The sequence below is a fragment of the Acidovorax sp. A1169 genome (assembly GCF_030704685.1).
Classification (GTDB): Bacteria; Pseudomonadota; Gammaproteobacteria; order Burkholderiales; family Burkholderiaceae_C; genus Acidovorax.
In genome coordinates this window covers 196,574-220,486 of the sequence record NZ_JAUZDX010000006.1, presented here as the reverse complement: position 1 = coordinate 220,486, position 23,913 = coordinate 196,574, and the positions used below count along the sequence as shown (strand labels likewise).

At 67.9% G+C, this 23,913-nt stretch carries 20 protein-coding genes; 6 read left to right on the top strand and 14 right to left on the bottom strand.

Annotation, left to right across the window (positions count from 1 at the left end; all coding sequences use genetic code 11):
- Positions 1 to 59: 59 nt before the first annotated feature.
- Genes ybgF through tolB form a run of 3 tightly spaced genes read right to left on the bottom strand, consistent with a single transcriptional unit; the run spans position 60 to position 2,781 of the window.
- A complete protein-coding gene (ybgF, locus tag QYL93_RS12860; protein WP_179681110.1) occupies positions 60 to 854 on the bottom strand; it encodes a tol-pal system protein YbgF in 795 nt (264 codons plus the stop codon).
- Positions 854 to 1,408 carry a peptidoglycan-associated lipoprotein Pal gene (pal, locus tag QYL93_RS12855; RefSeq protein ID WP_305743988.1) on the bottom strand — a complete coding sequence of 185 codons (555 nt, stop codon included), beginning with the start codon at positions 1,406 to 1,408 and terminating at the stop codon, positions 854 to 856. Before pal ends, ybgF begins: the two co-directional genes overlap by 1 nt.
- Before the next feature lie 44 nt (positions 1,409 to 1,452).
- Positions 1,453 to 2,781 (bottom strand): Tol-Pal system beta propeller repeat protein TolB, encoded by a 1,329-nt coding sequence (tolB, locus tag QYL93_RS12850; RefSeq protein WP_305743987.1) that lies wholly within the window; start codon positions 2,779 to 2,781, stop codon positions 1,453 to 1,455.
- Positions 2,782 to 2,967: 186 nt separating this feature from the next.
- On the opposite strand from tolB, the gene msbA reads away from it, so the two are divergent.
- Entirely contained in the window at positions 2,968 to 4,803 is a 1,836-nt protein-coding gene (msbA, locus tag QYL93_RS12845; RefSeq protein ID WP_305743986.1) for a lipid A export permease/ATP-binding protein MsbA, read from the top strand.
- Positions 4,804 to 4,807: 4 nt separating this feature from the next.
- Here msbA and QYL93_RS12840 read toward each other — a convergent pair whose 3' ends face one another.
- From QYL93_RS12840 to mltG, 6 genes are all read right to left on the bottom strand, one after another.
- Complete coding sequence (locus tag QYL93_RS12840) at positions 4,808 to 5,494, bottom strand: ankyrin repeat domain-containing protein (RefSeq protein ID WP_305743985.1); 687 nt, start codon at positions 5,492 to 5,494, stop codon at positions 4,808 to 4,810.
- Entirely contained in the window at positions 5,491 to 6,297 is an 807-nt protein-coding gene (locus QYL93_RS12835) for a TatD family hydrolase (protein WP_305743984.1), read from the bottom strand. The genes QYL93_RS12840 and QYL93_RS12835 overlap by 4 nt, the downstream gene beginning before the upstream one ends.
- Before the next feature lie 62 nt (positions 6,298 to 6,359).
- A complete protein-coding gene (locus tag QYL93_RS12830; protein WP_057206042.1) occupies positions 6,360 to 6,719 on the bottom strand; it encodes a PilZ domain-containing protein in 360 nt (119 codons plus the stop codon).
- A 16-nt stretch (positions 6,720 to 6,735) separates the two neighbouring features.
- Positions 6,736 to 7,746: a DNA polymerase III subunit delta' gene (locus QYL93_RS12825; protein ID WP_305743983.1), complete on the bottom strand. Its 1,011-nt coding sequence runs from the start codon at positions 7,744 to 7,746 to the stop codon at positions 6,736 to 6,738.
- Positions 7,743 to 8,426: a dTMP kinase gene (gene tmk / locus QYL93_RS12820; RefSeq protein ID WP_305743982.1), complete on the bottom strand. Its 684-nt coding sequence runs from the start codon at positions 8,424 to 8,426 to the stop codon at positions 7,743 to 7,745. The genes QYL93_RS12825 and tmk overlap by 4 nt, the downstream gene beginning before the upstream one ends.
- A gap of 53 nt (positions 8,427 to 8,479) precedes the next feature.
- Positions 8,480 to 9,469 carry an endolytic transglycosylase MltG gene (mltG, locus tag QYL93_RS12815; protein WP_305743981.1) on the bottom strand — a complete coding sequence of 330 codons (990 nt, stop codon included), beginning with the start codon at positions 9,467 to 9,469 and terminating at the stop codon, positions 8,480 to 8,482.
- 46 nt (positions 9,470 to 9,515) lie between these two features.
- Between mltG and QYL93_RS12810 the strand changes: the two genes are divergently transcribed.
- Entirely contained in the window at positions 9,516 to 10,433 is a 918-nt protein-coding gene (locus QYL93_RS12810) for a folate-binding protein YgfZ (RefSeq protein WP_305743980.1), read from the top strand.
- A gap of 111 nt (positions 10,434 to 10,544) precedes the next feature.
- Here the strand turns inward: QYL93_RS12810 and QYL93_RS12805 are convergent, their stop codons facing one another.
- Together QYL93_RS12805 and QYL93_RS12800 are read right to left on the bottom strand one after the other, a co-directional pair.
- Positions 10,545 to 11,402: a YbgC/FadM family acyl-CoA thioesterase gene (locus QYL93_RS12805; RefSeq protein WP_305743979.1), complete on the bottom strand. Its 858-nt coding sequence runs from the start codon at positions 11,400 to 11,402 to the stop codon at positions 10,545 to 10,547.
- Between the two features lie 10 nt (positions 11,403 to 11,412).
- Positions 11,413 to 12,381, bottom strand: coding sequence for an alpha/beta hydrolase (locus QYL93_RS12800; RefSeq protein ID WP_305743978.1), 969 nt, complete (start codon positions 12,379 to 12,381; stop codon positions 11,413 to 11,415).
- A gap of 205 nt (positions 12,382 to 12,586) precedes the next feature.
- Between QYL93_RS12800 and QYL93_RS12795 the strand changes: the two genes are divergently transcribed.
- Positions 12,587 to 13,723, top strand: coding sequence for an iron-containing alcohol dehydrogenase (locus QYL93_RS12795; RefSeq protein WP_305743977.1), 1,137 nt, complete (start codon positions 12,587 to 12,589; stop codon positions 13,721 to 13,723).
- A gap of 345 nt (positions 13,724 to 14,068) precedes the next feature.
- Entirely contained in the window at positions 14,069 to 16,891 is a 2,823-nt protein-coding gene (locus QYL93_RS12790; protein ID WP_305743976.1) for an EAL domain-containing protein, read from the top strand.
- Here QYL93_RS12790 and QYL93_RS12785 read toward each other — a convergent pair whose 3' ends face one another.
- The 3 genes from QYL93_RS12785 to QYL93_RS12775 all read right to left on the bottom strand — a co-directional run bounded on the left by QYL93_RS12785 (position 16,892) and on the right by QYL93_RS12775 (position 21,379).
- The gene (locus QYL93_RS12785; RefSeq protein ID WP_305743975.1) at positions 16,892 to 18,028 is read right to left on the bottom strand and encodes a phospholipase; all 1,137 of its coding nucleotides are present in this window, start codon (positions 18,026 to 18,028) and stop codon (positions 16,892 to 16,894) included.
- A 26-nt stretch (positions 18,029 to 18,054) separates the two neighbouring features.
- On the bottom strand, positions 18,055 to 18,885 hold the full coding sequence (locus tag QYL93_RS12780; protein ID WP_057206022.1) for an HDOD domain-containing protein: 831 nt from the start codon (positions 18,883 to 18,885) through the stop codon (positions 18,055 to 18,057).
- Between the two features lie 121 nt (positions 18,886 to 19,006).
- The gene (locus QYL93_RS12775; RefSeq protein ID WP_305743974.1) at positions 19,007 to 21,379 is read right to left on the bottom strand and encodes a Tex family protein; all 2,373 of its coding nucleotides are present in this window, start codon (positions 21,377 to 21,379) and stop codon (positions 19,007 to 19,009) included.
- A gap of 168 nt (positions 21,380 to 21,547) precedes the next feature.
- Between QYL93_RS12775 and QYL93_RS12770 the strand changes: the two genes are divergently transcribed.
- A complete protein-coding gene (locus QYL93_RS12770) occupies positions 21,548 to 21,952 on the top strand; it encodes a hypothetical protein (protein ID WP_305743973.1) in 405 nt (134 codons plus the stop codon).
- A gap of 104 nt (positions 21,953 to 22,056) precedes the next feature.
- Positions 22,057 to 23,898, top strand: a complete 1,842-nt coding sequence (locus QYL93_RS12765; protein WP_305743972.1) for a monovalent cation:proton antiporter-2 (CPA2) family protein — start codon at positions 22,057 to 22,059, stop codon at positions 23,896 to 23,898.
- Positions 23,899 to 23,913: the final 15 nt, after the last annotated feature.

Below are 23,913 nucleotides of genomic sequence, written 5' to 3'. Positions count from 1 at the left end.
GGGAGCGGTTTCGCTCCCGACCAGCAGTTCCTTTACCTCGGGCGTTGTGTCCGCAGTGCTCACTTCATCCGCGCCAGGCGTTCCTTGGCGGCCATGGCAGCTTCGGACTGGGGATAGGCCCGGGCCAGATCTTCCAGCGTCTTGCGCGCGGCCTTGGCGTCCTTCAATTCCACCTGGCAGTTGGCGATCGACAGGGCAGCCTCCGGCGCACGCGCATGCGTGGGCGCCTCGGCGAGCAGGGCCTTGAAGTTGTTGATGGCTTCCTTGTAGTCGCGCGCGGCGTACTGGCCATTGCCCAGCCAGAAGCGGGCCGACGGCACATAGCCGCTGCGCGGGTACTGGCGGATCAGGTTGCCGAAGGCCTGGTTGGCCTCGGGAAACTTGCCGGCGCGGAAGATGGCCAGCGCAGCTTCAAAGTCCTTCTTCTCGGCGGCATCGGCCTGGAACTCCAGACCATCCACCGTGACCTTGATGGGCTCGAACTGGCGCAGGCGCTCGTCCACCCCTTGGGCGATGTCCTTCTGCCGGCGCTGCAGCTCGGACACCTCACGTGTCAGCTGCTCGTTCTGGCCCTGCAGGCGGGCGTTCTCGCTGCGCAGGGTCTCGATCTGGGTCTGCAGCTCCAGCAGGCCTCGGCGCAACTGGGCGGTGTCCTCGTTGGCACGGCGCAGTTCGTCAGCCGTGCGCTGCTGGGCTTGCTGCATGGCGTCCACGCGCTGGCGCACTTCGAGGATGGCGCGGCGCGCCTCGCCGTCCTCGAAGATGGCTGCGTGCGCACCTGGCAGCGCCACACAGGCCAGCGCCAGGCCTGCGGCCACGGACCGCAGGGGTTGTGAAAGGCTGAACCCGGGCATCAACGGTACGACAGCTCGGCGCGGCGGTTCTGCGCGTGTGCGTCTTCGCTATTGCCGGAGGCGGCAGGCTTTTCCTTGCCGAAGCTCACGGCTTCGACCTGGGAATCCGGCACGCCCAGCAGGCCCAGCGAACGGCGCACGGCTTCGGCACGCTTTTGGCCCAGGGCCAGGTTGTACTCGCGTCCACCGCGGTCATCGGTGTGGCCTTCAATCATGACCTTGCGGCCGGAGTTGGCCTTGATGAAGCGCGAATGGGCTTCCAGAAGCGACTGGAACTCCGACTTGATGACGTAGCTGTCGTAGTCGAAGTAGACGATGCGGGCCACGCCCACAGGGCCTTGTGCATTGGCACCGGAGCCGGTCAGGTCCAGGGGGGCGACGGTGCTCTGGCCGGTGTTGCCCGTGTTGGCACCGCCTGGGTTGGTACCCATGGTCGAGCTTGCGCCCTTGTCTTCCACCGGCACATCGTCGAGCTTGACGCCAGAGCTGCAGCCGGCCACTAGGGCGGTGACGGTAAGGGCAAGGGTAAAACGCTTGAGTTTGCTGCTGATCATCCAAAATTCTCCTGGAAACTAGATTGTGAAAAGTGTTGAAAAGTTCATTGCTTCTGGAACGGGCCCCAATCGGGCTCGCGGATGTCTCCAGGCTGGCCAGCCAGGCGTGCCTTGATTTTTCCGTCCAACGTGGTGGTCATGAGCGCCTCGCGGCCCTGCTGCTGCGTGGCATACACGATGAGGCGGCTGTTGGGTGCAAAGCTGGGGTTCTCGTCGGCCGAGGTGTCGGTGATTGCGGTGACGGTGCCTGAGGCCAAGTCCATCACATGCAGTTTGAAGGCCCCGCCCACGCGGGAAATGTAGGCCAACCACTTGCCATCGGGGCTGATGCTGGGCGAGATGTTGTAGGACCCGGTGAACGTCACGCGTTCGGCACTGCCGCCGCCGGCGGGCACGCGGTAGACCTGGGGCGCACCGCCCCGGTCGCTCACGAAGTAGATGCTGCGGCCGTCGGCAGAGAACATGGGTTCGGTGTCGATGCCGGGGCTTTGCATCAGCCGCTTGGGCTCGCCGCCATTGGCGTCGATCATGTAGAGCTGCGAGCCGCCATCGCGGCTCAGCGTCACGGCCAGGTTGCGGCCGTCGGGTGACCAGGCCGGCGCGCTGTTGGAGCCGCGAAAGTTGGCCACCAGCCGGCGCTGGGCCGAGGCGACCTGGTGGACATACACCACGGGCTTGCGCGACTCGAACGACACATAGGCGATCTGCCCACCCGAGGGCGACCAGGCCGGCGAGATGATGGGCTCGGGGCTCGACAGGGCCGATTGCGCATTTTCGCCATCGGCATCGGCCACCCACAGGCTGTAGCGGCTACCGGTCTTGGTGACGTAGACGATACGGGTGGAGAAGACCCCGCGCTCGCCCGTGAGCTTTTCGTAGACGAAGTCGGCAATGCGGTGCGCCACCAGCCGCAGGTCGGCCTGGGACACGGCGAAGCTCTGGCCGCCCAGGTCCTGGCCCTTGACCACGTCCCACAGCCGAAAGCGCACATCGTAGCGGCCATCGGGTGTGCGCGTTACGCTGCCGGTCACCAGCGAATCGGCCGTCTTCTGGCGCCACAGGGCCACGTCGGGGCGCGAGGTCTCGTCGAGCACCACGCCGGCCGTGTCCACTGCGCGGAACTGTCCGCTGCGCTCCAGATCGGCCTGCACGATGGCGCCGATCTTCTGCGGCGCCTGCGCCTCGCCACGGAAAGGAACGATGGCAATCGGCAACTGGGTCAGGCCCACGCCCGTGACTTCCACGCGGAACTGCGCGAGAGCGGGCAAGGAGGCGGTGGATGCAAGGGCGGCCGCCAGGATCTGGCGGCGCATGGGACGCGGCAGGGCCGCTTGGAGGGAGGTGTTGGAGTTGGTGTTGTGATCTGTGGTCATTGGCAGCCGCAGTAGCCGAACAAATGCCGGTTGGCAGCGCCAATGTTACACACTGGGGAAGACCCGCTGTGACAAACTGTGCAGGGGCTCATGGTCAATCGCTGCACTGCAGCACCAACATGCGCGAGAGATGCCCTCTCGCATGCCAGGGGGCATCACGCATCGCCGCCTTAGAATCCGCTGCACATGCAAGCCACCGATCCGAGCGCCACGGGCCCCGCTGCGCCGCCCGCCCCCCCTGCCCCCACCCTCACCGCCCGCCTGGCGCGGCTTTCCGTGTATTTCGGCAACCAGCGGCTGGCCTGGGGCCTGGCCATCGCGGCGACCCTGGTGGGTGCCGCCACGGAGCCCCTGATCCCCGCGCTGCTGCAGCCCCTGCTGGACCGCGGCTTCACCCAGGGCAACCTGCCGCTGTGGGCAGTGCCCCTGGCCATCATGGGGGTGTTCCTGGTGCGCGGCCTGGCGCAGTTCGTGGGCCAGTACGCGCTGGCGCGCATCGCCAACGAAGGCATGCTGCTGCTGCGCCGTGCGCTGTTCGATCGCGTGCTGGCGGCCGAGATGGGGCTGTTCTCGCGCCAGTCTGCCAGCGCCTTGTCGAACACTGTGGTGTACGAGGTGCAGACCGGCGCCACGCTGCTGGTGCAGGCCCTGCTGGGCCTGTCGCGCGACGGCTTCACGCTGCTCGCGCTGCTGGGCTACCTGCTGTACCTGAACTGGCAGCTCACGCTCATCGTGGCCGTGGTGGTGCCGGGCGTGGCCTGGATCATGAAGACCCTGTCCAAGCGCCTGTACACCCTGACCAAGAGCAGCCAGCAGGCCACCGACGAGCTGGCCTATGTGGTCGAAGAGAACGTGCTGGCCCACCGCATGGTGCGCCTACACGGCGCGCAAGAGGGCCAATCAAAGCGCTTTGCAGGCCTGAGCCAGAGCCTGCGCGGCCTGGCCATCAAGTCCACCATCGCCTCGGCCGCGATGACGCCACTCACGCAGCTGCTGGCCGCTGCCGCGCTGTCGGTCGTGATCTGCATTGCGCTGTGGCAAAGCCGTGGCACGCTGAACGCCAAGGACGTGACAGTGGGCGGCTTCGTCTCGTTCATCACCGCCATGCTGATGCTGATCGCCCCCATCCGCCGCCTGGCGGACGTGGCCAACCCCATCACGCGCGGCGTGGCGGCGCTGGAGCGTGGCCTGGCCCTGCTGGGCGACACGGGCGCCGAGCAAGGCGGCAGCTATCGCACGGACCGGGCCCAGGGCGCGCTGGAGCTGCGCGATGTCTTCGTATCCTTCGGCCCCGACAATGCGCCGGCCCTCGACGGCGTAAGCCTTACCGTGGCACCCGGAGAGATCGTGGCGCTGGTGGGCCCCTCGGGCGCCGGCAAGACCACGCTGGTGAACCTGCTGCCGCGCTTCATCGCCACATCTTCGGGCGCCGTGCTGCTCGATGGCCACGCCGTGCAGGACTGGGACCTCCCGGCCCTGCGCACCCAGATCGCCATGGTCAGCCAGGACGTGGTGATGTTCAACGACACCATCGCCGCCAACGTGGCGCTGGGCCATGCGGTGGACGACGGCAAGGTGCTGGCCTGCCTGGCCGCCGCCAACCTGGCGGACCACGTGGCGTCGCTCGCGCAGGGCATCCACACCGTGGTGGGGCACAACGCCACCCAGCTCTCGGGCGGGCAGCGCCAGCGCCTGGCGATTGCACGCGCGCTCTACAAGGACGCGCCCATCCTCATCCTGGACGAAGCCACCTCGGCATTGGACACGGAGTCGGAGCGCCTGGTGCAGGACGCGCTGAACCGGCTGATGCAGGGCCGCACCACGCTGGTGATTGCCCACCGCCTGTCCACCATCGAGCATGCGGACCGCGTGGTGGTGATGGAGCAGGGCCGCATCGCCGAGCAAGGCACGCACGCCCAATTGGTGGCCGCAGGCGGGCTGTATGCGCGCCTGCAGAGCCGCCCTGCCACCGCGGCAAGGCCTGCTGTCGTGGCAGCAGGCACGCCGACGACGGCCAATTAAGGGCTTACCACTTGCCCGCGTTGGGCTGGCGGCGGCGGATGGCCGTGGCGATTTTCTCGGCCGCCTCCGTGCGGCTCACGCGCATCGCGAAGTCCACGGCCGTCAGGCCCAGCTGGTTCTTGAGCGTGGGGTCGGCCCCCTCGTTGAGCAGCAGTTGCACGGCATCGTTGGAGCCGTACTGCGCGGCCATCATCAGCGGCGTGGTGCCGTTGGGCGAGGTGGCGTCGATGTAGGCATGGTTCTCCAGCAGCATGCCGATGATGCGAACGTGCTCCTGCTTGATGCCCGAGGCGGCATAGTGCAGCGGCGCCCAGCCTTCCTTGTTCACGTCGGCATCGCGCCCCATCAAGGCCTTGACGGCATCGACGTTGCCCTTGAGCGCGGCCATCATCAACGGGCTTTCGTCCTGCCGGTTGCGGATCTCCACCTTCAGGCGCCGGTTGGCGATGAGGGCGGCAAACACCTTGAGCGACTCGGCCTGGATCGCCAGCGTCAGCCCCACCTGCCCCTTCGGATCGCGGATGTTGGGGTCGAACCCGCGGCGCAGCAGGCTGTTGACGGTGTCGGCGTCGTCGCGCTCCACGGCCGAAAAGAAGTCCTCATAGGCACCCGCCCAGGCGGTAGCGGCACCGGTGGCCAGTGCCAGGGCGCCCAACAGCGCGGTGCGGCGGCGCAGCGTGTGGCTCGTCATGCGTTCACTCCCTTGAACAAGGTCTCGAAATTGCGGCTGGTGGCCTCGGCCACCTCCTCCACGGCGATGCCGCGGGTCAGCGCCACCTGCTTGGCCACATGGGGCACGTAGGCAGGGCTGTTGGTCTTGCCCCGGTAGGGCACGGGCGCCAGGTAGGGGCTGTCGGTCTCGATCAGCATGCGGTCCAGCGGCACGAAGGCCACCACGTCGCGCAGCTCCTGTGCGGTCTTGAAGGTGATGATGCCCGAGAACGAAATGTAGTAGCCCAGGTCCAGCGCCGCCCGCGCCACCTGCATGGATTCGGTGAAGCAGTGGAACACGCCACCCGCCAGGTTGCCCGCGCCGTCCTCGCCCTCTTCCTTGAGGATGGCCAGCGTGTCGTCCGACGCGCTGCGGGTGTGGATCACCAGCGGCTTGGCGCAGCCGCGCGCCGCGCGGATGTGGGTGCGAAAGCGCTCGCGCTGCCACTCCAGGTCGGCAATGCTGCGCCCGCCCTTGCGGTCTTCCATGCCGTAGTAGTCGAGGCCCGTCTCGCCGATGGCCACCACGCGCGGCAGGTCCGCGCGGTCCAGCAGGTCCTGCACCGAGGGCTCGGTCACGCCCTCGTTGTCGGGGTGCACGCCCACCGTGCTCCAGAAGTTGCCGTGCGCCAGCGCCAGCGCGTGCACATCGCCGAACTCCTCCATGGTGGTGCAGATGCACAGGGCCCGGTCCACCGAGGCCTCGGCCATGGCCTGGCGGATGGCCGGAAGCTGGTCAACCAGCCCGGGATAGGTGAGATGGCAATGCGAATCAACGAACATGTGGTTTCAAAATGGAAAAAGCCGACCAGCCTGCGCGGGTCGGCATAGGGTGCGACAAGCTTTCAGATCGTCTGGGTGGGACGGTCCGAACCCAGCGAAGTTCCCAGCAGCTCCTCGATCTTGAGCTTGAGCTGGCGCGACTTCTCGTCCTTGGGGAACTGGATGCCCACGCCCTGCGTACGGTTGCCGGCAGCACGGGCGGGGGTCACCCAGGCCACGCGGCCTGCCACGGGGTAGCGCTGGGTATCGTCGGGCAAGGTCAGCAGCACATACACATCGTCGCCGAGCTTGTAGTCGCGCTGTGTGGGCACAAAAATGCCCCCTTCGACGAAAAAGGGAATATAGGCCGCATACAAAGCCGCCTTTTCCTTGATGGCCAGCTGCATGACGCTGGGGCGGGGGGCGGTGGATGGACTGCTCATGGTGGGTGGGACGGCTTCAGTGCCTGGAGTGTAGGGTGTTTCGCGCCTGGGCGACAAGCGCCTCCAGCATGAGGCCGGCATTGAAGGGATGATCGGCCGTGCGTGCCGCCTTGGCCAGCGCCTTGGACCAGCGCGTCAACGGGCCCAGCGGCGGTGGCTTGGGCAGGTCGGCCGGGGCAAAGTAGCGCGGCGCGGCACCCACGCTGGCGGCCAGCAGGTCGTGGCAGAGCTTTTGCAGCGCGTCGATCACCTGTGCGGGCGACCAGTCACCCAACGCCGTGGCATCACCGCGCGCCACGGCTTGCGGCAGCAGGGCCCACGCCTGCGGGCTGCGGCCCGAGCGGGCCAGGGCCAGCGCATCGTCGGGCCGCCCGCCTGCGGCACGCAGGAACGCCGGCGCCGCATCGGCGGCAATGCCCTGCCCCTTGAGCCAGGCCAGCATCTCGGCCTCGGCCGGCCAGACCATGGTGTGGCCCAGGCAGCGGCTGCGGATGGTGGGCAGCAACTGGTGCGCGGCCTCGCTGGCCAGCACGAAGCGCACATCGCCCGGCGGCTCCTCCAGCGTCTTGAGCAGGGCATTCGCCGTGATGTGGTTCATCTGCTCGGCCGGGTACACCAGCACCGCCTTGCCACGCCCGCGCGCCGAGGTGCGCTGCGAGAACTCCACCGCATCGCGCATGGCCTCCACGCGGATCTCGCGGCTGGCCTTGCGCTTCTTGTCGTCGATGTCGGCCTGCGCTTTTTCGGAAAGCGGCCAGCCCAGGGCCATCATCTGCACCTCAGGCATCAGCACGCACAGGTCGGCGTGGGTGCGCACCTCGATGGCGTGGCAGCTGCCGCACTGGCCGCAAGCGCCATCTGGCGTGGGCCGGTCGCACAGCCAGGCACGCACCATCTCAAGGCCCAGCGCGTACTGGCCCAGGCCCGATGGGCCCTGCAGCAGCCAGGCATGGCCGCGCTGGGCGAGCAAGGTGCTGCGCTGCGCGGCGATCCAAGGCGCCAGCGGGGTGGTGGTGGCGTCGCTCATGCCAGGTCCTTCGGCGTGGGCACCATGATGGACAGCCAGCCCTTGCGCACGAACACGCTGGTCAGCTGCTGCCAGACACGGTGGCGGTCCAGCGCGGCATCGAGCCGGGCAAAGCGCGCGGGCTCCACGGCGGCGCGGTCGGCATAGCCCTGGGCCACGCGGCGAAAGAACTCCACGGGCTGCGCCTCGAAGCGGTCGGGCACGCGGGCGCCGGCCAAACGCTCGGCCGCCACCTCGGGCGCCAGGTCGAACCAGACGGTCAGGTCCGGGTTGCGCAAGGTACCTGCACCCGCGCCCGGCACCAGGCCGCCCTGGGCCATGCGCTCCAGCGTGGACAAGGTCATGAGGTCGAAGCCCCGCCCGGCCCCCTGGTAGGCAAAGGTGGCATCGGTGAAGCGGTCGCACAGCACCACATCGCCCCGGGCCAGTGCCGGCTCGATCACATTGCACAGGTGGTCGCGGCGCGCGGCAAAGATCAGCAGCGACTCGGTCAGCGGGTCCATGGCGTCGTTGAGCACCATCTCGCGCAGCTTTTCGGCCAGCGGTGTGCCGCCGGGCTCGCGGCTCACCGTCACCGTGCGGCCTTGCGAGCGGAATGCCGAGGCCAGCCCTTCGATGTGCGAGGACTTGCCGGCACCGTCGATGCCTTCAAAGGTGATGAAGAGGCCGGGTCGTGACATGAAAACCTTTGTCCAGAGTATGCAGGCGGGGGGGCATGGCGCGCTGAGGCAGCCTACTGCTGCCCGCGCTGGTAGCGGTTGACGGCACGGTTGTGCTCGTCCAGCGACGCGCTGAAGTGGCTGGTGCCGTCACCCTTGGCCACGAAATACAGGGCCTTGGTGCGCTCGGGCTGCACGGCGGCCAGCAGCGAGGCCTTGCCCGGCATGGCAATCGGGGTCGGAGGCAGGCCGCCCCGGGTGTAGGTGTTCCAGGGCGTATCGGCCAGCAGGTCGCGCCGGCGCAGGTTACCATCGAACTTCTCGCCCAGGCCGTAGATCACCGTGGGGTCGGTCTGCAGCAGCATGCCGGTGCGCAGGCGGTTCACGAACACCCCGGCAATCTGCGCGCGGTCGCTGGCGCGGCCGGTTTCCTTCTCGACGATGCTGGCCAGGACCAGCGCCTCGTCGGCCGACTTGAGCGGGGTGTCGGGCGAGCGCTGGCTCCAGGCGGCTTCGAGCTTGCGATCCATGGCGTGCAGGGCGCGGCGCAGCACCGCCAGGTCGCTCGATCCCTTGGCATAGGTGTAGGTATCGGGGAAGAAGCGGCCCTCGGGCGCCACGCCAGGGCGGCCCAGTTGCACCATCAGCGCCTCGTCGGTCAGGCCCTTGGAGTCGGGCTTGATCTGGTCGTCATTGGCCAGGGCCTGGCGCACCTGGCGGAAGTTCCAGCCCTCCACCAGCGTCAGGGCACGCAGCGCCTCCTCGCCCCGCACCAGCTTGGCCAGCAGGCTGCGCGGCGTGGTGCCGGGCGGAATCTCGTAATTGCCCGCCTTGATCATGCGGTCCTGCCCCGAAAATCGGAACCAGGCATAGAGCAATTGCGCATCGGTTCGCACACCGGCCGCCACCACGTCGCGGGCCACGCCGCGCGGCGTGGTGCCGGGCTCGATGGCCAGTTCCAGCGGCTCATTGCCAACCATGGGCAGGGGCTGGTGCAGCCACCAGAAGGCGGCTCCACCTGCGGCGATCACGATCACCAAGACAAAAACCAGTAAGCGTCGCACAACCCTGCTGCCTGTAGATAAAGGGAGCGGGCATCATAATTCAGGCATGACCCAGCTTCCCCTGAATGGCATTGCCCCTCTGTCGCACCTTGGCGTGATACGCGTGGAAGGCGACGACGCCGCCAAATTCCTGCATGGCCAGCTCACGCAGGACTACGCCCTGCTGGGCCTGGGCGAGGCGCGCCTGTCCGCCTTTCTCTCGGCCAAGGGCCGCATGCAGGCCAGCATGGTCGGCCTCAAGCGCAGCACTACCGAGGTGCTGCTCGTGATCAGCCAGGACCTGCTGGCCACCACGCTCAAACGTTTGTCGATGTTCGTGATGCGTGCCAAGGCGAAGCTGACCGATGCGTCTGCCGACTTTGCCCTGTATGGCCTGGTGGGCGACACCGTCGCCGCCGTGGCCGGCAGCACGGCCCCGGCCTGGACCAAGGCAGACGTTGGCTCCGCCAGCGTGATCTACCTCTACCCTGCTGCCGGTCAGCCGCGCGCCCTGTGGATAGCGCCCTCCTCCGAACCCGCTCCGACAGGTCCTGCGCTCGACCCTGGCCTGTGGCAGTGGAGCGAGGTGCAAAGCGGCGTACCTACCTTGACCCAGCCTTTGTTCGAAGCCTTCGTGCCGCAGATGCTCAATTACGAGTCCGTCGGTGGCGTGAATTTCAAGAAGGGCTGCTACCCCGGCCAGGAGGTGGTGGCGCGCAGCCAGTTCCGCGGCACGCTCAAGCGGCGGGCGTACATCGCGCATGCCGACAATGCTGTGACGGTGGGGGCGGAGGTGTTTGCTGTCGGAGATCTGGAGCAACCTTGCGGGACGGTGGTGCAGGTGGCCACTGCACCGGGTGGTGGGTTCGACCTGATCCTTTCTATGCAGATTTCGGCGGCTGAAGGCTCGCTGCAAGTGGGTGCGCCGGAGGGGGTTGCCCTCACGTTGCAGCCGTTGCCTTACGCTTTGCTTGACGATATCTGATTCGTTTGTTGGCAGGCATGCCGCATGCCCCTGTAAAGGGCTGAGGCCGGGGTGTGCGCCCTCAACAAAGGCACGCCTCATCAAAGCGAAGCGACACCCAAAGCCAAAAAATCAAAAACACCGCGCCATCACCACATGCGCAATCCCCGCCTCCTCATAAGGCTCCCCCACAACAGCAAACCCTGCCCTCCGATAGAACCCCTCCGCGTTGCCCTGCGCATGCAACTGCACCTCCCGGTCGCCGCGAACCCGTGAAGCATCCACCAAGGCATCCAATACCTTGCGCCCCCACCGCGTCCCCCGCACCGACCGGTCCACCGCCAACCGCCCGATGCGCCCCACACCCGGTGCCTCCTGCAACAGCCGCCCCGTCGCAATCGGCTGCCCCAGCCGGTTGTAAACCACCGCATGGCGCGCAGTGGCATCCAGCGCATCGGCCTCGATCTCGGCAGGAATGCCCTGCTCCGTGACGAACACGGCGGTGCGCAAGCGGCCCGCATCACGGCCTAGCGCATTCCAGTCGCCGGTCCAGACCTCGGCCGTGTCCTCCCCGGCCTCGAAGGCGGTGATGGTGTCGCGCAGCGCCTGGGGCACAGGGCGCGACTTCTGCGCCACCGGGTCGGCGAACACATAGACCAGCTCGCCCGAGACCAGCAGCCGGTCACCACTGAAGATGCCCGCCTCGAACAGGCACGAGGAGTTGCCCACGCGCGCGCAGCGCATGCCCACGTCCAGCGTATCGTCCATGCGCGCCGAGGCGTGGTATTCGAGGCTCGCCTTCTTCACGAACATCTCGCCGTCGAGCGCGTGCATGCTGGCCTCGTAAGGCAAGGCCAGGGCGCGCCAGTATTCGGACATGGCGTTGTCGATGTACATCAGGTAGTGGCCGTTGAACACGATCTTCTGCATGTCCACTTCGGCCCAGCGCACCCTCAGGCGGTGGAAACAACGGAAATCACGGCGTTGCATAGCTTGTGTCTCACTCCAATTGAAAAGCGTTGCGCAGCGCGCGCGCTGCGTCGGCGTGGGCCTGGCGCGCCTCGGGAATCGCGCGGCCCATCTTGATGAATTCGTGCGTCACGCCACGGTAGATCTCCAGGTCCACCGCCACGCCGGCCGCACGCAGCTTGTCGGCATAGTCCACGCCCTCGTCCACCAACGGGTCGCACTCGGCCAAACCGATCCATGCGGGGGCCACGCCCTCCACGTCGCTCGCATGCAGGGGCGCAAAGCGCCAGTCCTCGCGCTGCTCGCGGGTGGTCACGTACTGGCCGAAGAACCAGGTGATGGCCGGCTCGTCGAGCACCAGGCCGCTGGCAAAGCGGGCGTGCGATGGTGTGTCCTGGTGCGCCGCGCAGCCGGGGTAGATGAGCAGCTGCAGCACCAGCGGCAGGCCCGCATCGCGCGCCAGGATGGCGTTCACCGTGGCCAGCGTGCCGCCCGCGCTGTCACCGCCCACGGCGATGCGCGCCGGGTCGGCACCCAGGCCGGCTGCATTCGCCTGCAGCCAGGCCAGCGCATCCCAGGCGTCTTGGGTGGCGGTGGGAAAGCGGTGCTCGGGCGCCAGCCGGTAGTCGAGCGAGACCACCATGCAGCCCGCCAGCCGCGCCAGTTCGCGGCACAGAATGTCGTGCGTGGCGATGCTGCCGATGGTGAAACCGCCGCCATGGGTGTACAGCAGAACGGGGAGCGGGCCCGCATCCTGCAGCGAGGGGGAATACAGGCGCGCAGGCAGCGGATGGCCGTCGCGCGCAAGGATGGTGAAGTCCTCCACCCGTGGCAGCACGGGCTTGGGGATCTCCAGCACATCGGCACCGGCCGCATAGGCGGTGCGGGCATCCTGCGGGGTGCGGGTGTACAGCGGCGGGTGGCCCGCACGCGCCATGCGTTCGAGCACGCTGCGCATCTGGGGGGTCAGGCGGTTGGCGTGGATGTGCAGATCGGTCAAAGGGCAAACTCGCTCAATTTCAAAAAAGGCAGGGACGAATCTACCCGAACGCCCTGCACCATGCCGCAGCGCCCTGAAAATCCGGCCACGCCGTTGTCACGGAGGTGACGAAAAAAGCGGCATCCATGAGGGTTTGCTTCAGGGCCATGCCGCCCCCTGGGTTGTAAAGTCGACAACCATCGTCCACGCAACTTCCCGCAACGCCATGGCCTTCATCTACTACGTCACCCAGATCCAGTTCGAGTTCGGCGCCGTGAAGCTGCTGCAGCAGGAATGCGAGCGCGTGGGCATCACCCGCCCGCTTGTCGTGACGGACCCTGGTGTCAAGGCTGCGGGCGTACTGCAAAAGGCCCTCGACGCGCTCACCGGCCTGCCCGTGGCGGTGTTCGACCAGACCCCGGCCAACCCTACCGAGGCCGCCGTGCGCGCCGCAGTGGAGGTGTACAAACGCGAGGGCTGCGACGGCCTGATCGCCGTGGGCGGCGGCTCGGCCATCGACTGCGCCAAGGGCATCGCGATCGCCGCCACGCACGAAGGCCCGCTCACCCACTACGCCACCATCGAAGGCGGCTCGCCGCGCATCACCGAGCGCGCCGCGCCGCTGATCGCCGTGCCCACCACCAGCGGCACCGGCAGCGAGGTGGCACGTGGCGCCATCATCATCGTCGATGACCACCGCAAGCTCGGTTTCCACTCCTGGAACCTGGTGCCCAGGACCGCGATCTGCGACCCCGAGCTCACCCTGGGCTTGCCGCCCTCGCTCACCGCCGCCACGGGCATGGATGCCATCGCGCACTGCATGGAAACCTTCATGTCCGCCGCGTTCAACCCGCCGGCCGACGGCATTGCGCTGGACGGCCTCACGCGCGGGTGGGCACACATCGAGCCGGCCACGCGCAACGGCAGCGACCGCGATGCGCGCCTGCACATGATGAGCGCCAGCATGCAGGGCGCCATGGCCTTCCAGAAAGGGCTGGGCGCCGTGCACTCGCTGAGCCACAGCCTGGGCGGCGTGAACCCGCGCCTGCACCACGGCACGCTCAACGCCATGTTCCTGCCGGCGGTGGTCCGCTTCAACGCCGGGGCCGAGTCGGTGCAAAAGGAAAAGCGCCTGGAACGCATGGCCCACGCCATGGGTCTGGCCGGCGCGGGCGACATCCCCGAGGCCATCCGCGACATGAACGCCCGCCTGGGCCTGCCCACGGGCCTGGCGGCCATGGGCGTGACCGAAAGCATGTTCGACGACATCATCAAGGGCGCCCTGGCCGACCACTGCCACAAGACCAACCCGCGCATCGCCACGCCCGAGGAATACCGGGACATGCTCACGCAGTCGATGTAACGCCGGACGGACTGGCCCCAGGCCATGCCAGTTCCATGGCGGGGGCAGTGCGCGTGCGGCGCCCCCCTGCAGCAGCCTCCCCCATACGGGCAGGGCACAGACAGCGCCCGTGCAGCTAAACTGCGGCACTGTCAAACAATAATTAACAAAATAATTAACGGAGCGGCGCCGCAGGGCGCCATGGGCCGTTGCCACCGCTGAGCGAGTCGGCATGCATGGTGGATTGCATGGCCGGCATGCGGGCTGGGCTGTCGGCTGCGCCACCGGAAACGGGCGGGCGCCTGCCGATGGTGGTGCCGTGTGCGCTCTTTCATCCAATCCATGAAATGACTGGCTGATCCATCCATGCGCGCAGAAAAATTCAGGGCCTGGCTGACACAGGGAACCATTCCCCGGCTGTACCTCGCGATCCTGGTGATCATCGTGGCGGTCGTGGCCGTGCGCTACCAGCAACTGGTGTCGCTGGAAGAGCAGGAAGCCCACGACCGCGCCGTGGCCGAACTGGCGCGTGTAGGCGACAGCCTGCTGCCCACCCTGGTGGCCCTGGACCCGGCGAACCGCGAGTCGGCCGCACGCGTGCTGCAGGCCACACCCACGCGCTTCGGCCCGGCCGTGCAGTCGCTGCTGTGGCAGGCCCCAGGCCAGGCGCCCCTGCAATGGACCGCGCCCCCCGTGGCCATGCAGGCCCCTGCGTGGTTTGCCCAGGTCCTGGACATCACCCCGCCCACGCAGCGCTTCGGCCAGGCGCTCGCGGACGGGCGCGCCGGCGTGCTCACGCTCACCGCCGATCCCGGCATCCTGGTGGACCGGGTCTGGAAGACGGTGGTGGTGCAGGCCCGCATCTCGGCGCTGAACATCTTCACCATCCTGTTCCTGCTGACCCTGATCCTGCGCGCCAACGCCCGCATGCTGCGCCGCCTGACCGAGGCCACGGACCGATTCCGCCAAGGGCACCTGGACACGCGCATGGACATCAAGGGCACCCTCGAGTCACGGGCGGTGGCCAACACCTTCAATGACATGGCGGGCAAGGTGCAATCGCTGGTGCACTCGCTGCGCGATACGCAGCAACTGCAGAGCGAGCAACTGCACTTCACGCGCCAGCTCATCGACGCCCTGCCCCTGCCGGTGTTCGTGCGCGAGGCCAATGGCACCTTCGTCGATGCCAACCGGGCCTGGCAACGGCTGTTCCAGAACGGCGACCCAGGCCTGCCGGGCCAGGGCATGTTCCCGGGCCTCACGGCGCCGCACCTGCTCTCCCCCGCCCAGTCCCGGCAACTGGCCATGTCCCAGGACAATGAGGTCCTGGTGCAACCGCCGGGCCAGCTGGCACGCACCATGGCCTACTACGAAGCGCCCTTTACCAACACGAACGGCGCCGTGGCCGGCACCGTGGGCACGCTGGTGGACATCACCGAGCGCAAACGCGCGGAGCAGGCGCTGCGCAACGAGAAGGACCGCGCCGAGGTCACGCTGGCCTCAATCGGCGATGGCGTGATCACCACCGACCTGGCCGGCTGCATCGAGACCATCAACGAGGCGGCCCAGCTCATGACCGGTTACACCGCCGAGCAGGCGGTGGGTGAACTGCTGGACGACGTGTTCCGGCTGTACGAGGAGCCCGCGAGCCAGGCGGCCGGCCGTGCCACCGGGGAACAGGCCCATGCCAACGCCCATCGCCCGGCCATGCAGGAGGTGCTGCTGCACCGCTCGGGCGAGCGCTATGCCATCGAGTACACGGCATCGGCCATCCGCCAGGGCAGTGGGCGCGCGTCGGGCTGCGTGCTGGTGTTCCGCGACGTGACCGAGGCCAGCCACCTGCGCCACCAGATCTCCTGGCATGCGCGGCACGATGGCCTGACCGGCCTGCTCAACCGCGCCGCCCTGGCCGAGCGGCTCACGCACGCGCTGTTCGTGACGGGCCGCAGCCCGACCCTGCTGGCCGTGTGCATGCTGGACCTGGACCATTTCCAGGCCATCAACGACAGCCACGGCCACCGCATGGGCGACCGCCTGCTCAAGGAGGTGGCCCAGCGCCTGAACGCCTTTGCCACCGGCAGCAATGCTGCGGCACGCCTCGGAGGCGATGAGTTCGTGCTGCTGCTCAACCACCAGACCGACGTGCCCGCCATCGAGGAGCATGTGCGCCAGCTCATGCAGCAGCTGGCCGAGCCCTATGCCATCGACGACCGCATGCTGCACACCACGGCCAGCATCGGAGTGGCCGTTTTTCCGCAGGACAATGTGAACCCCGATACCCTGCTGCGCCAAGCCGACCAGGCCATGTGCCAGGCCAAGCGTTCGGGCCGCAACCGCATGCACCTCTTTGATGTGCAGCTCGACCATGCGGTGCAGACCCAGCATTCGCTGCAGACCCGGGTGACCCAAGGGCTGCAGGCCGGCGAGATGCGCCTGTACTACCAGCCCAAGGTGAACCTGCGCACCGGCGAGGTGCTGGGCATGGAAGCGCTGCTGCGCTGGCAGCACCCGGAGCAGGGCCTGCTCGGCCCCCAGCACGTGCTCCCCCTGCTGGAGGATGTGGAGGTCGTGGCCGAACTCGGCGAATGGGTGCTCAAGGAAGCCCTGGCCCAGATGCGGCAGTGGAGCCTGGTGGGCGTGCAGTGGGAGGTCAGCGTGAACATTGCTGCGCAGCACTTTCACCGCCCCGACTTCGTGGACCGGCTCAAGGACCTGCTGCTGACCTGCCCGGAAGTGTCCCCCGCCCGGCTCGAACTCGAGATCCTGGAATCCGCCGCGCTGCAGGACATGCAGTACATGCGCAGCATGATGCACAGCTGCCAGGCACTGGGCGTGCGCTTCGCGCTCGACGACTTCGGCACGGGTTTCTCGTCGCTGTCCTACCTCAAGCGCCTGCCGGCGGAAACCATCAAGATCGACCAGTCCTTCGTGCAGGGCATCCTGCACGACGAGGACGACCTGACCCTGGTCAACGCCGTCATCTCCCTGGCCCGCGCCTTCAAGCGCCACGTGATCGCCGAAGGCGTGGAAACCCAGGCCCACTGCGACAAGCTGCTGGAGCTGGGCTGCGAGCGGGCCCAGGGCTTTGGCATTGCGCGCCCCATGCCCGCGCACGAGGTGCTGGCCTGGACCCGAGCCTATGAGCAGAGGCACCACGCGCAGCAGGCGGCGCCAACGGTCACCCGCTGACTACAGCGGTTGCACGGCCTCCATGTCCGGCCGGTGCAGCCACTCTATAAACTCGTCGGCCAACTGACGGCTGGCCGCCGTGGCTGCCAGCCAGGCCTTGGCGCGGGCCGCGCTGTCCAGGCCGTAGTGCTTGAAGTCGTTGCGGTCCGGCAGCTTGCTGTTGGGCAGCGAGCGCACCCAATCGGCGCTGGGCGACAACACCACCATGGAATCGAGCGCGCTCGTGGAACGGTGCCGCCACTTGAGCCCCTTGTCCAGCCAGCCCGGCACCACCTGGTGCTGGAAATGCGGGTAGAGCACCAGCCCACCCGTTGCCTGCGCCGCAACGCCTTCTGCACCGGCCGCAGGGGTGCCCTGGGCCCGGTCGTAGCCCAGGTGCAGGTGGTAGTCGGTGATGCCCCCGTCCCAGTAGGCGCCGCGCGGTGCCCCCGGAATGTCGTGCACCGCCTGCAGCACGAACGGTATCGAGCAGCTGGCCTGCAGCGCCGGCATGAAGTTCTGCACGGTGAGCTGCACCTGGCGGGTACGAAAGTCGGCGGTCCCGAAGGGCAAGGCCGCCCCCGTCGAGGCCCCTTCATCCGGCGACGAGAACACCACGCGCTCCAGCCAGGCGCCCAGGGCTTTGCGGTGCAGGGTATTGCTCAGGAAGGCCCCCAGATAGCCGAACGGCGTGCCAACCCTGTGCTCGCGCGCCAGCACATGCCGGCCGCGCGAGGTGACGATGTGCAGGTGAAAGCGTGGGTGGCTCAGCACCTCGGCCACCCGCCCGCCGTAGAAGGCCTGCAGGTTCTGGCCGAAGCGCTCGCTCACATGGGAGGCCAGGGGGCGCTTCTTGCCCGGGGGCAGCTCATAGCTCTGGTGGATGTAGTCGTGCTCCAGCCGCTCGAAGGCGGCCACCGACGACCCCAGGCAGGCCGTGGCCATGCGCCAGGCGCCGATGGAGGCACCCACCAGATGCACCGGCTGGCTGGAGCCGGCCAGCCATTCGCCGAAGAGGAAGCGGTCCAGCGGCCCCAAAATCAGCCCCTTGGGGCCACCGGCCGCAGCCGGGATCACGCGCACGTCGCCCGCTTGCAGGCCGTGTTGTTCAAGGTGCTGGCGGGCGCGCGGGCCCGCGTGGATGCGCAGTGCTTTCATGCCCGGCATTGTCCCAGAGCGAAGGCTCAGACCACGTAATCTGCGGCGGCCTCGGGGCGCACGTTCCAGTCGATGGGATCCTGCTGCAGCACCATGTCGATGTCCAGCCCCAGCACCAGCCCCACCTCGCCCGGGAAGGAAACGGCCAGCTCGTTCTCGTTGAGCCCGGCCTCGCGCGCGCGGGCGCGCCAGGAGGCCAGATGGATCACGCCCGCCAGCGGCTCGTAGGCCTTGTTCTCGAAAGGCGCGTCCTGGTACTGCAGGGCGTCCACCACCACCTCGGGCAATTGCCAGCGCCGGGCCAGCCCCGCCGACACATTGGCATAGCAGTAACCGAAGATGCGCTGCTCCACCTTGCTGCGCCGCATGTCGAGCGGCGGCACCAGGGTGTTGACCGAATGGGCCTTCTCGGGGTCGGCCAGGTGGATCACGAGCTCGCCCAGGCCGTGCAGCAGGCCGGCTGTGTAGGCAGCGATCTGGTCATGGTGCACCAGGCCCGCGAGCGAGCGCGAGAGCTTGGCGGTGTTCAGGCTGTAGCGCCAGAACTGCTGCATGTTGATCCCGGGCACGGAGCGCGAGGTGGTTCCCAGGGGCGCCGAGGTGACCAGCGTGCGCAACTGGCCGGTGCCCAGCAGGGCCAGGGCCTGGGGGATGCCGGCGATCTGGCGCGGCATCTGGAAGGCGGGGGAGTTGGCCAGCTCGAGCAGGCGCGCGGCCAGGGCCGGGTCGGTGCCGAAGAGCTGGTTCATGCGCCGCAGGCTGGGCTCGGGCTGGGCCAGCTCGCTCATCAGCAGCGCAACGGTGCGCGGCAGGCTGGGCAGGGCCGCCGGCTGGGCCAGCAGGGCATTCAACTCCATGGGTAATCAGGCGTCTGGTGGGACAAGCGGCGATTATGGCGCTGCCCGTACCACCAGCCCATCACCCATTTTGCCCATGCAGTCTTACCTGCACGGGCGGTTGCGGTGGCCGCATCAACGGTCAGCGGCCCTTGGCCTGCTGCAGCTTGGCAAAAGCCGAGGCCATGGCCGACTGCTGCGCCGGTTCGGGGCCACGGCGCTGGGGCTGCTGCTGGTAGCCGCGCCCGGCCCCCTCGAAGCGGTTATCGCGCGCACCGCCCCGGTCGCCGCCCTGGCGCGGGGGCGCATCGCCGAGCTTCATCGACAGGCCGATGCGCTTGCGCTCCACATCCACCTCCATGACCTTGACCTTGACGATGTCGCCGGTCTTGACCACTTCGCGCGCGTCGTTCACGAACTTGTGCGCCAGCTGGCTCACGTGCACCAGGCCGTCCTGGTGCACCCCCAGGTCGATGAAGGCGCCGAACTGGGCCACGTTGCTCACCGTGCCCTCCAGGATCATGCCTTCCTTGAGGTCCTTGATGTCTTCCACGCCATCGTTGAAGCGCGCCACCTTGAAGTCCGGTCGCGGGTCGCGGCCGGGCTTTTCCAGCTCGCCCAGGATGTCCTTGACGGTGATGACGCCGAACTTCTCGTTGGCGAACAGCTCCGGCTTCAGGGCCTTGAGCATGTCGCTGCGGCCCATGATCTCGACCACGGGCTTGCCGGTCTTTTCCATGATCTGCTCGACCACGGGGTAGGTCTCGGGGTGCACGCCGGTCATGTCCAGCGGGTTGTCGCCACCGCGGATGCGCAGGAAGCCCGCGCTCTGTTCGAAGGTCTTGGCACCCAGGCCCGACACGTCCATCAGCTGCTTGCGGCTCTTGAAGGCGCCATTGGCCTCGCGCCAGCGCACCACCGCCTTGGCCACGCTGGGCGACAGGCCCGAGACGCGGCTGAGCAATGGCACGCTGGCCGTGTTCAGGTCCACGCCCACGGAGTTCACGCAGTCTTCCACCACCGTGCCCAGGGTGCGGGCCAGCTCGCTCTGGTTCACGTCGTGCTGGTACTGGCCCACGCCGATGCTCTTGGGGTCGATCTTCACCAGTTCGGCCAGTGGGTCCTGCAGGCGGCGCGCAATGCTGGCAGCGCCGCGCAGGCTCACGTCCACGTCGGGCATCTCCTGTGAGGCGTATTCGCTGGCGGAATACACCGAGGCGCCGGCCTCGCTCACCACCACCTTCTCGATGGCGCGCTCGGCCTTGGCGGCCAGCTTGATCAGGTCGGCCGCCAGCTTGTCAGTCTCGCGGCTGGCCGTGCCGTTGCCGATAGCGATCAGGTTCACGCCGTGCTTTTCGGCCAGCTTGGCCAGCGTGTGCAGCGAGCCTTCCCAGTCGCGGCGCGGCTCGTGCGGGAACACGGTGGCGGTTTCCACCAACTTGCCCGTGGCGTCCACCACGGCCACCTTCACGCCCGTGCGGATGCCCGGATCCAGCCCCATCACCACGCGCGGGCCGGCAGGCGCCGCCAGCAACAGATCGCGCAGGTTGTCGGCAAACACCTTGATGGCGACCTTCTCGGCATCGTCGCGCAGGCGCGCGAACAGGTCGCGCTCGGTCGACAGGCTCAGCTTCACGCGCCAGGTCCAGCTCACGCACTTGCGCAGCAGGTCGTCGGCCGGGCGACCGGCATGGCTCCAGCCCAGGTGCAGGGCGATCTTGCCTTCGGCCAGGCTGGGCTTGCCCGGCTCGGGCTCGACCGGCAGCACCAGCTTGCCTTCGAGGATCTCGAGCGCCCGGCCGCGGAACACTGCCAGCGCCCGGTGCGATGGCACGCGGCCGATGGGCTCGTCGTACTCGAAATAATCGCGGAACTTGGAGACCTCGGGGTCGTTCTCGTTCTTGCCATCCACCTTCTTGCTGCGCAACAGGCCTTCGGACCAGAGCCACTCGCGCAGCGACTGCACCAGCACCGCATCCTCGGCCCAGCGCTCGGACAGTATGTCGCGCACGCCATCGAGCACGGCCGGCACGGTGGAGAAATCGGCGCCGGTCTTGCCGTCGTCCAGCACCTCGGGCGGTTTGGTGAAGGCGGCGGCCTCGGCCGCAGGGTCCAGCGTGGGGTCGGCAAACAGCTTGTCGGCCAGCGGCTCGATGCCGAACTCGCGCGCCATCTGGCCCTTGGTGCGGCGCTTTTGCTTGAAGGGCAGGTAGATGTCCTCCAGCTCCTGCTTGGTAGGGGCACTGGCAATGGCCACGCGCAGGGCGTCGGTCAGCTTGCCCTGCTCGTCGATGCTCTTGAGCACGGTGGCGCGGCGGTCTTCGAGCTCGCGCAGGTAGGACAGGCGCGCTTCCAGCTCACGCAGCTGGATATCGTCGAGCCCGCCCGTCACTTCCTTGCGGTAGCGGGCGATGAAGGGCACCGTGGCCCCCCCGTCGAGCAGCTCCACCGCTGCACGCACCTGGGATTCACTGACTTTGATTTCTGCGGCCAACTGCCGGACGATCTGCTGCATGGGTGGGCAAACTCTCTGAAACTCGAAAAAATACGCGAAGCGCGGGAGTTTGCCACAGCCACTTTTGGTAACAGCCGGGGCAACGCCCTGGCTTACCCTCGGAAATGCCGGACCTTCTTAGAATGCAGGGACCACGCCGCTCGCCAGACCCGCACCCCCTCTCCCTCCATGAAGCCTGTACCCTTCCCCGTCCGCACGGAGTGCCCGCCTGGCGCCTGTGTCTGCGACCGGGACGCCCTGCTCCAGGCCCCCGATGGCGACACGCGCATCCTGCAGCTGACCCAGACCGAGGAAAAGAAGCTGCTCACCCGGCTGGAAAACATCGCCAGCCTGTCTGACCTGCGCCGCATGCAGGAGCGCATGGAGCAGCAGCTCGGCATCCGCATCACCGTCACACCGAGCCCCAACGAAGTGCGCACCCTGCGTGGTATCGCCATCCTGGTGCACGAGCAGCCCGGCCTGTGCCGCAAGACGCGCCAGTCCATCCCGGCTGCGATCAAGAAGGGCATGGACCAGCGCCCCGAGATTGCCTACGAGCTGCTCAACGAGGGCGGGCTGTTCGCCGGTTCGTGAGAGGGCGCGGGCGAACCGGCCATGCAGTGGCCGGATGACGCTACCATCCCGGGAATCCCCCGTTTGCGCCGTTCGTTTTGTCCCTTTGTTGTCCCGGAGTCCCCATGGCTGCTGAATCAGGCACCGAACTCGTCAAAGTCGTCGTGCTGCTGGCCGCTGGCGTCATCGCCGTGCCCCTGTTCAAGCGCCTGGGCCTGGGCTCGGTGCTGGGCTACCTGGCAGCGGGCCTGGCCATCGGCCCGTTCGGGCTGGGCTTCTTCAGCGATGCGCAGACCATCCTGCACGTGGCCGAGCTCGGCGTGGTGATGTTCCTCTTCGTCATCGGCCTGGAGATGCAGCCCACCCGGCTGTGGAACCTCAGGCGCCAGATCTTTGGCCTGGGCCTGACCCAGGTGCTGGTCTGCATCGCACTGCTCACCGCCACGGGCGTGCTGGCAGGGCTGTCGGCCTCAGTGGCCTTCATCGCGGCCTCGGGCTTCGTGCTCTCGTCCACGGCCATCGTGATGCAGCTGCTCGACGAGAGCGGCGACACCTCCACGCCGCGCGGCCAGCGCATCGTCTCCATCCTGCTGCTCGAAGACCTGGCCATCGTGCCCTTGCTGGCCATCGTCGCCTTCCTTTCGCCTGCCCCGACCGGGGAGGCCGTCTCGCGCTGGGTCACCGTGGGCGTGGCGCTGGCGGCCGTGGTCGGCCTGGTCGCAGTCAGCCGCTGGCTGCTCAACCCGCTGTTCAGCGTGCTGGCCCGCTCCAAGGCGCGCGAGGTGATGACCGCCGCCGCCCTGCTGGTGGTGCTGGGCGCGGCGCTGGCCATGCAATGGGGCGGGCTGTCGATGGCCATGGGCGCCTTCGCGGCGGGGGTGATGCTGTCCGAATCCACCTTCCGCCACCAGCTCGAGGCCGATGTGGAACCCTTTAGGGGCATCCTGCTGGGCCTGTTCTTCATGGGCGTGGGCATGGCGCTCGACATGCAACTGGTACTGGAGAACTGGACGCTGCTGCTGGGCGGCGTGGTGGCCTGCATGGCCGTCAAGGGCATCGGCGTGTACGCCGTGGCGCGCTTCACCAGGGCCGCCCATGGCGAGGCGCTGCAGCGCACCATGCTCATGGCCCAGGGCGGCGAGTTCGCCTTTGTGCTGTATTCGGCCGCCGCTGCCGCAGGCATCGTGGAGGCGCGCATGAACGCGGTGCTGACGGCTGCCGTGATCATCTCCATGGCGCTCACGCCGCTGGCCGTGCTCTCGCTGCGCTGGCTCATGCCGCCCGAGCCCGCGCAGGACATGGCGGGCATCGACGCGGCCGATGGCCTCCAGGGCACGGTGCTGATCATCGGCTTCGGCCGCTTTGCGCAGATCGCCAGCCAGCTGCTGCTGGCGCGCGGGGTGGACATCGCCATCATCGAGAACGACACCGACATGATCCGTGCGGCCGCGAAATTCGGCTTCAAGGTCTATTACGGCGACGGCACGCGCCTCGATGTACTGCATGCCAGCGGCGCACACCATGCCAAATCCATCCTGGTGTGCGTGGACGACGCCAGGACCACCACCCGCATCGTCGAACTGCTCAAACACGAATGCCCGCTGATCCCGGTGCTGGCCCGCGCCTTCGACCGGCAGCATGCCATCGAACTCCTGCGCCTGGGCGTGGACTACCAGATGCGCGAGACCTTCGAGTCGGCCATGGGCTTTGGCATGCAGGCGCTGCAGACCCTGGGCGTGGACGCCGAGGAAGTGACGGAGCTGGCCGAGCGCATCCGCGCCCGCGATGCCGAGCGCCTGCAACTGGAGCTGGCCGGCGACAAGGACGGCGCGCGCAGTTTCTTCAACGGCGACAAATGGGTGCCCACACCCCTCACCCAGCCCCAGCGCGAAGGCCGGGCGCTCAACGAGGAGGCGGCCGACGCCATCGAGGAGCCACGGCAGCCGGTAGCCACCCCACTGGCCTGAGAGAAAGGCTGCATG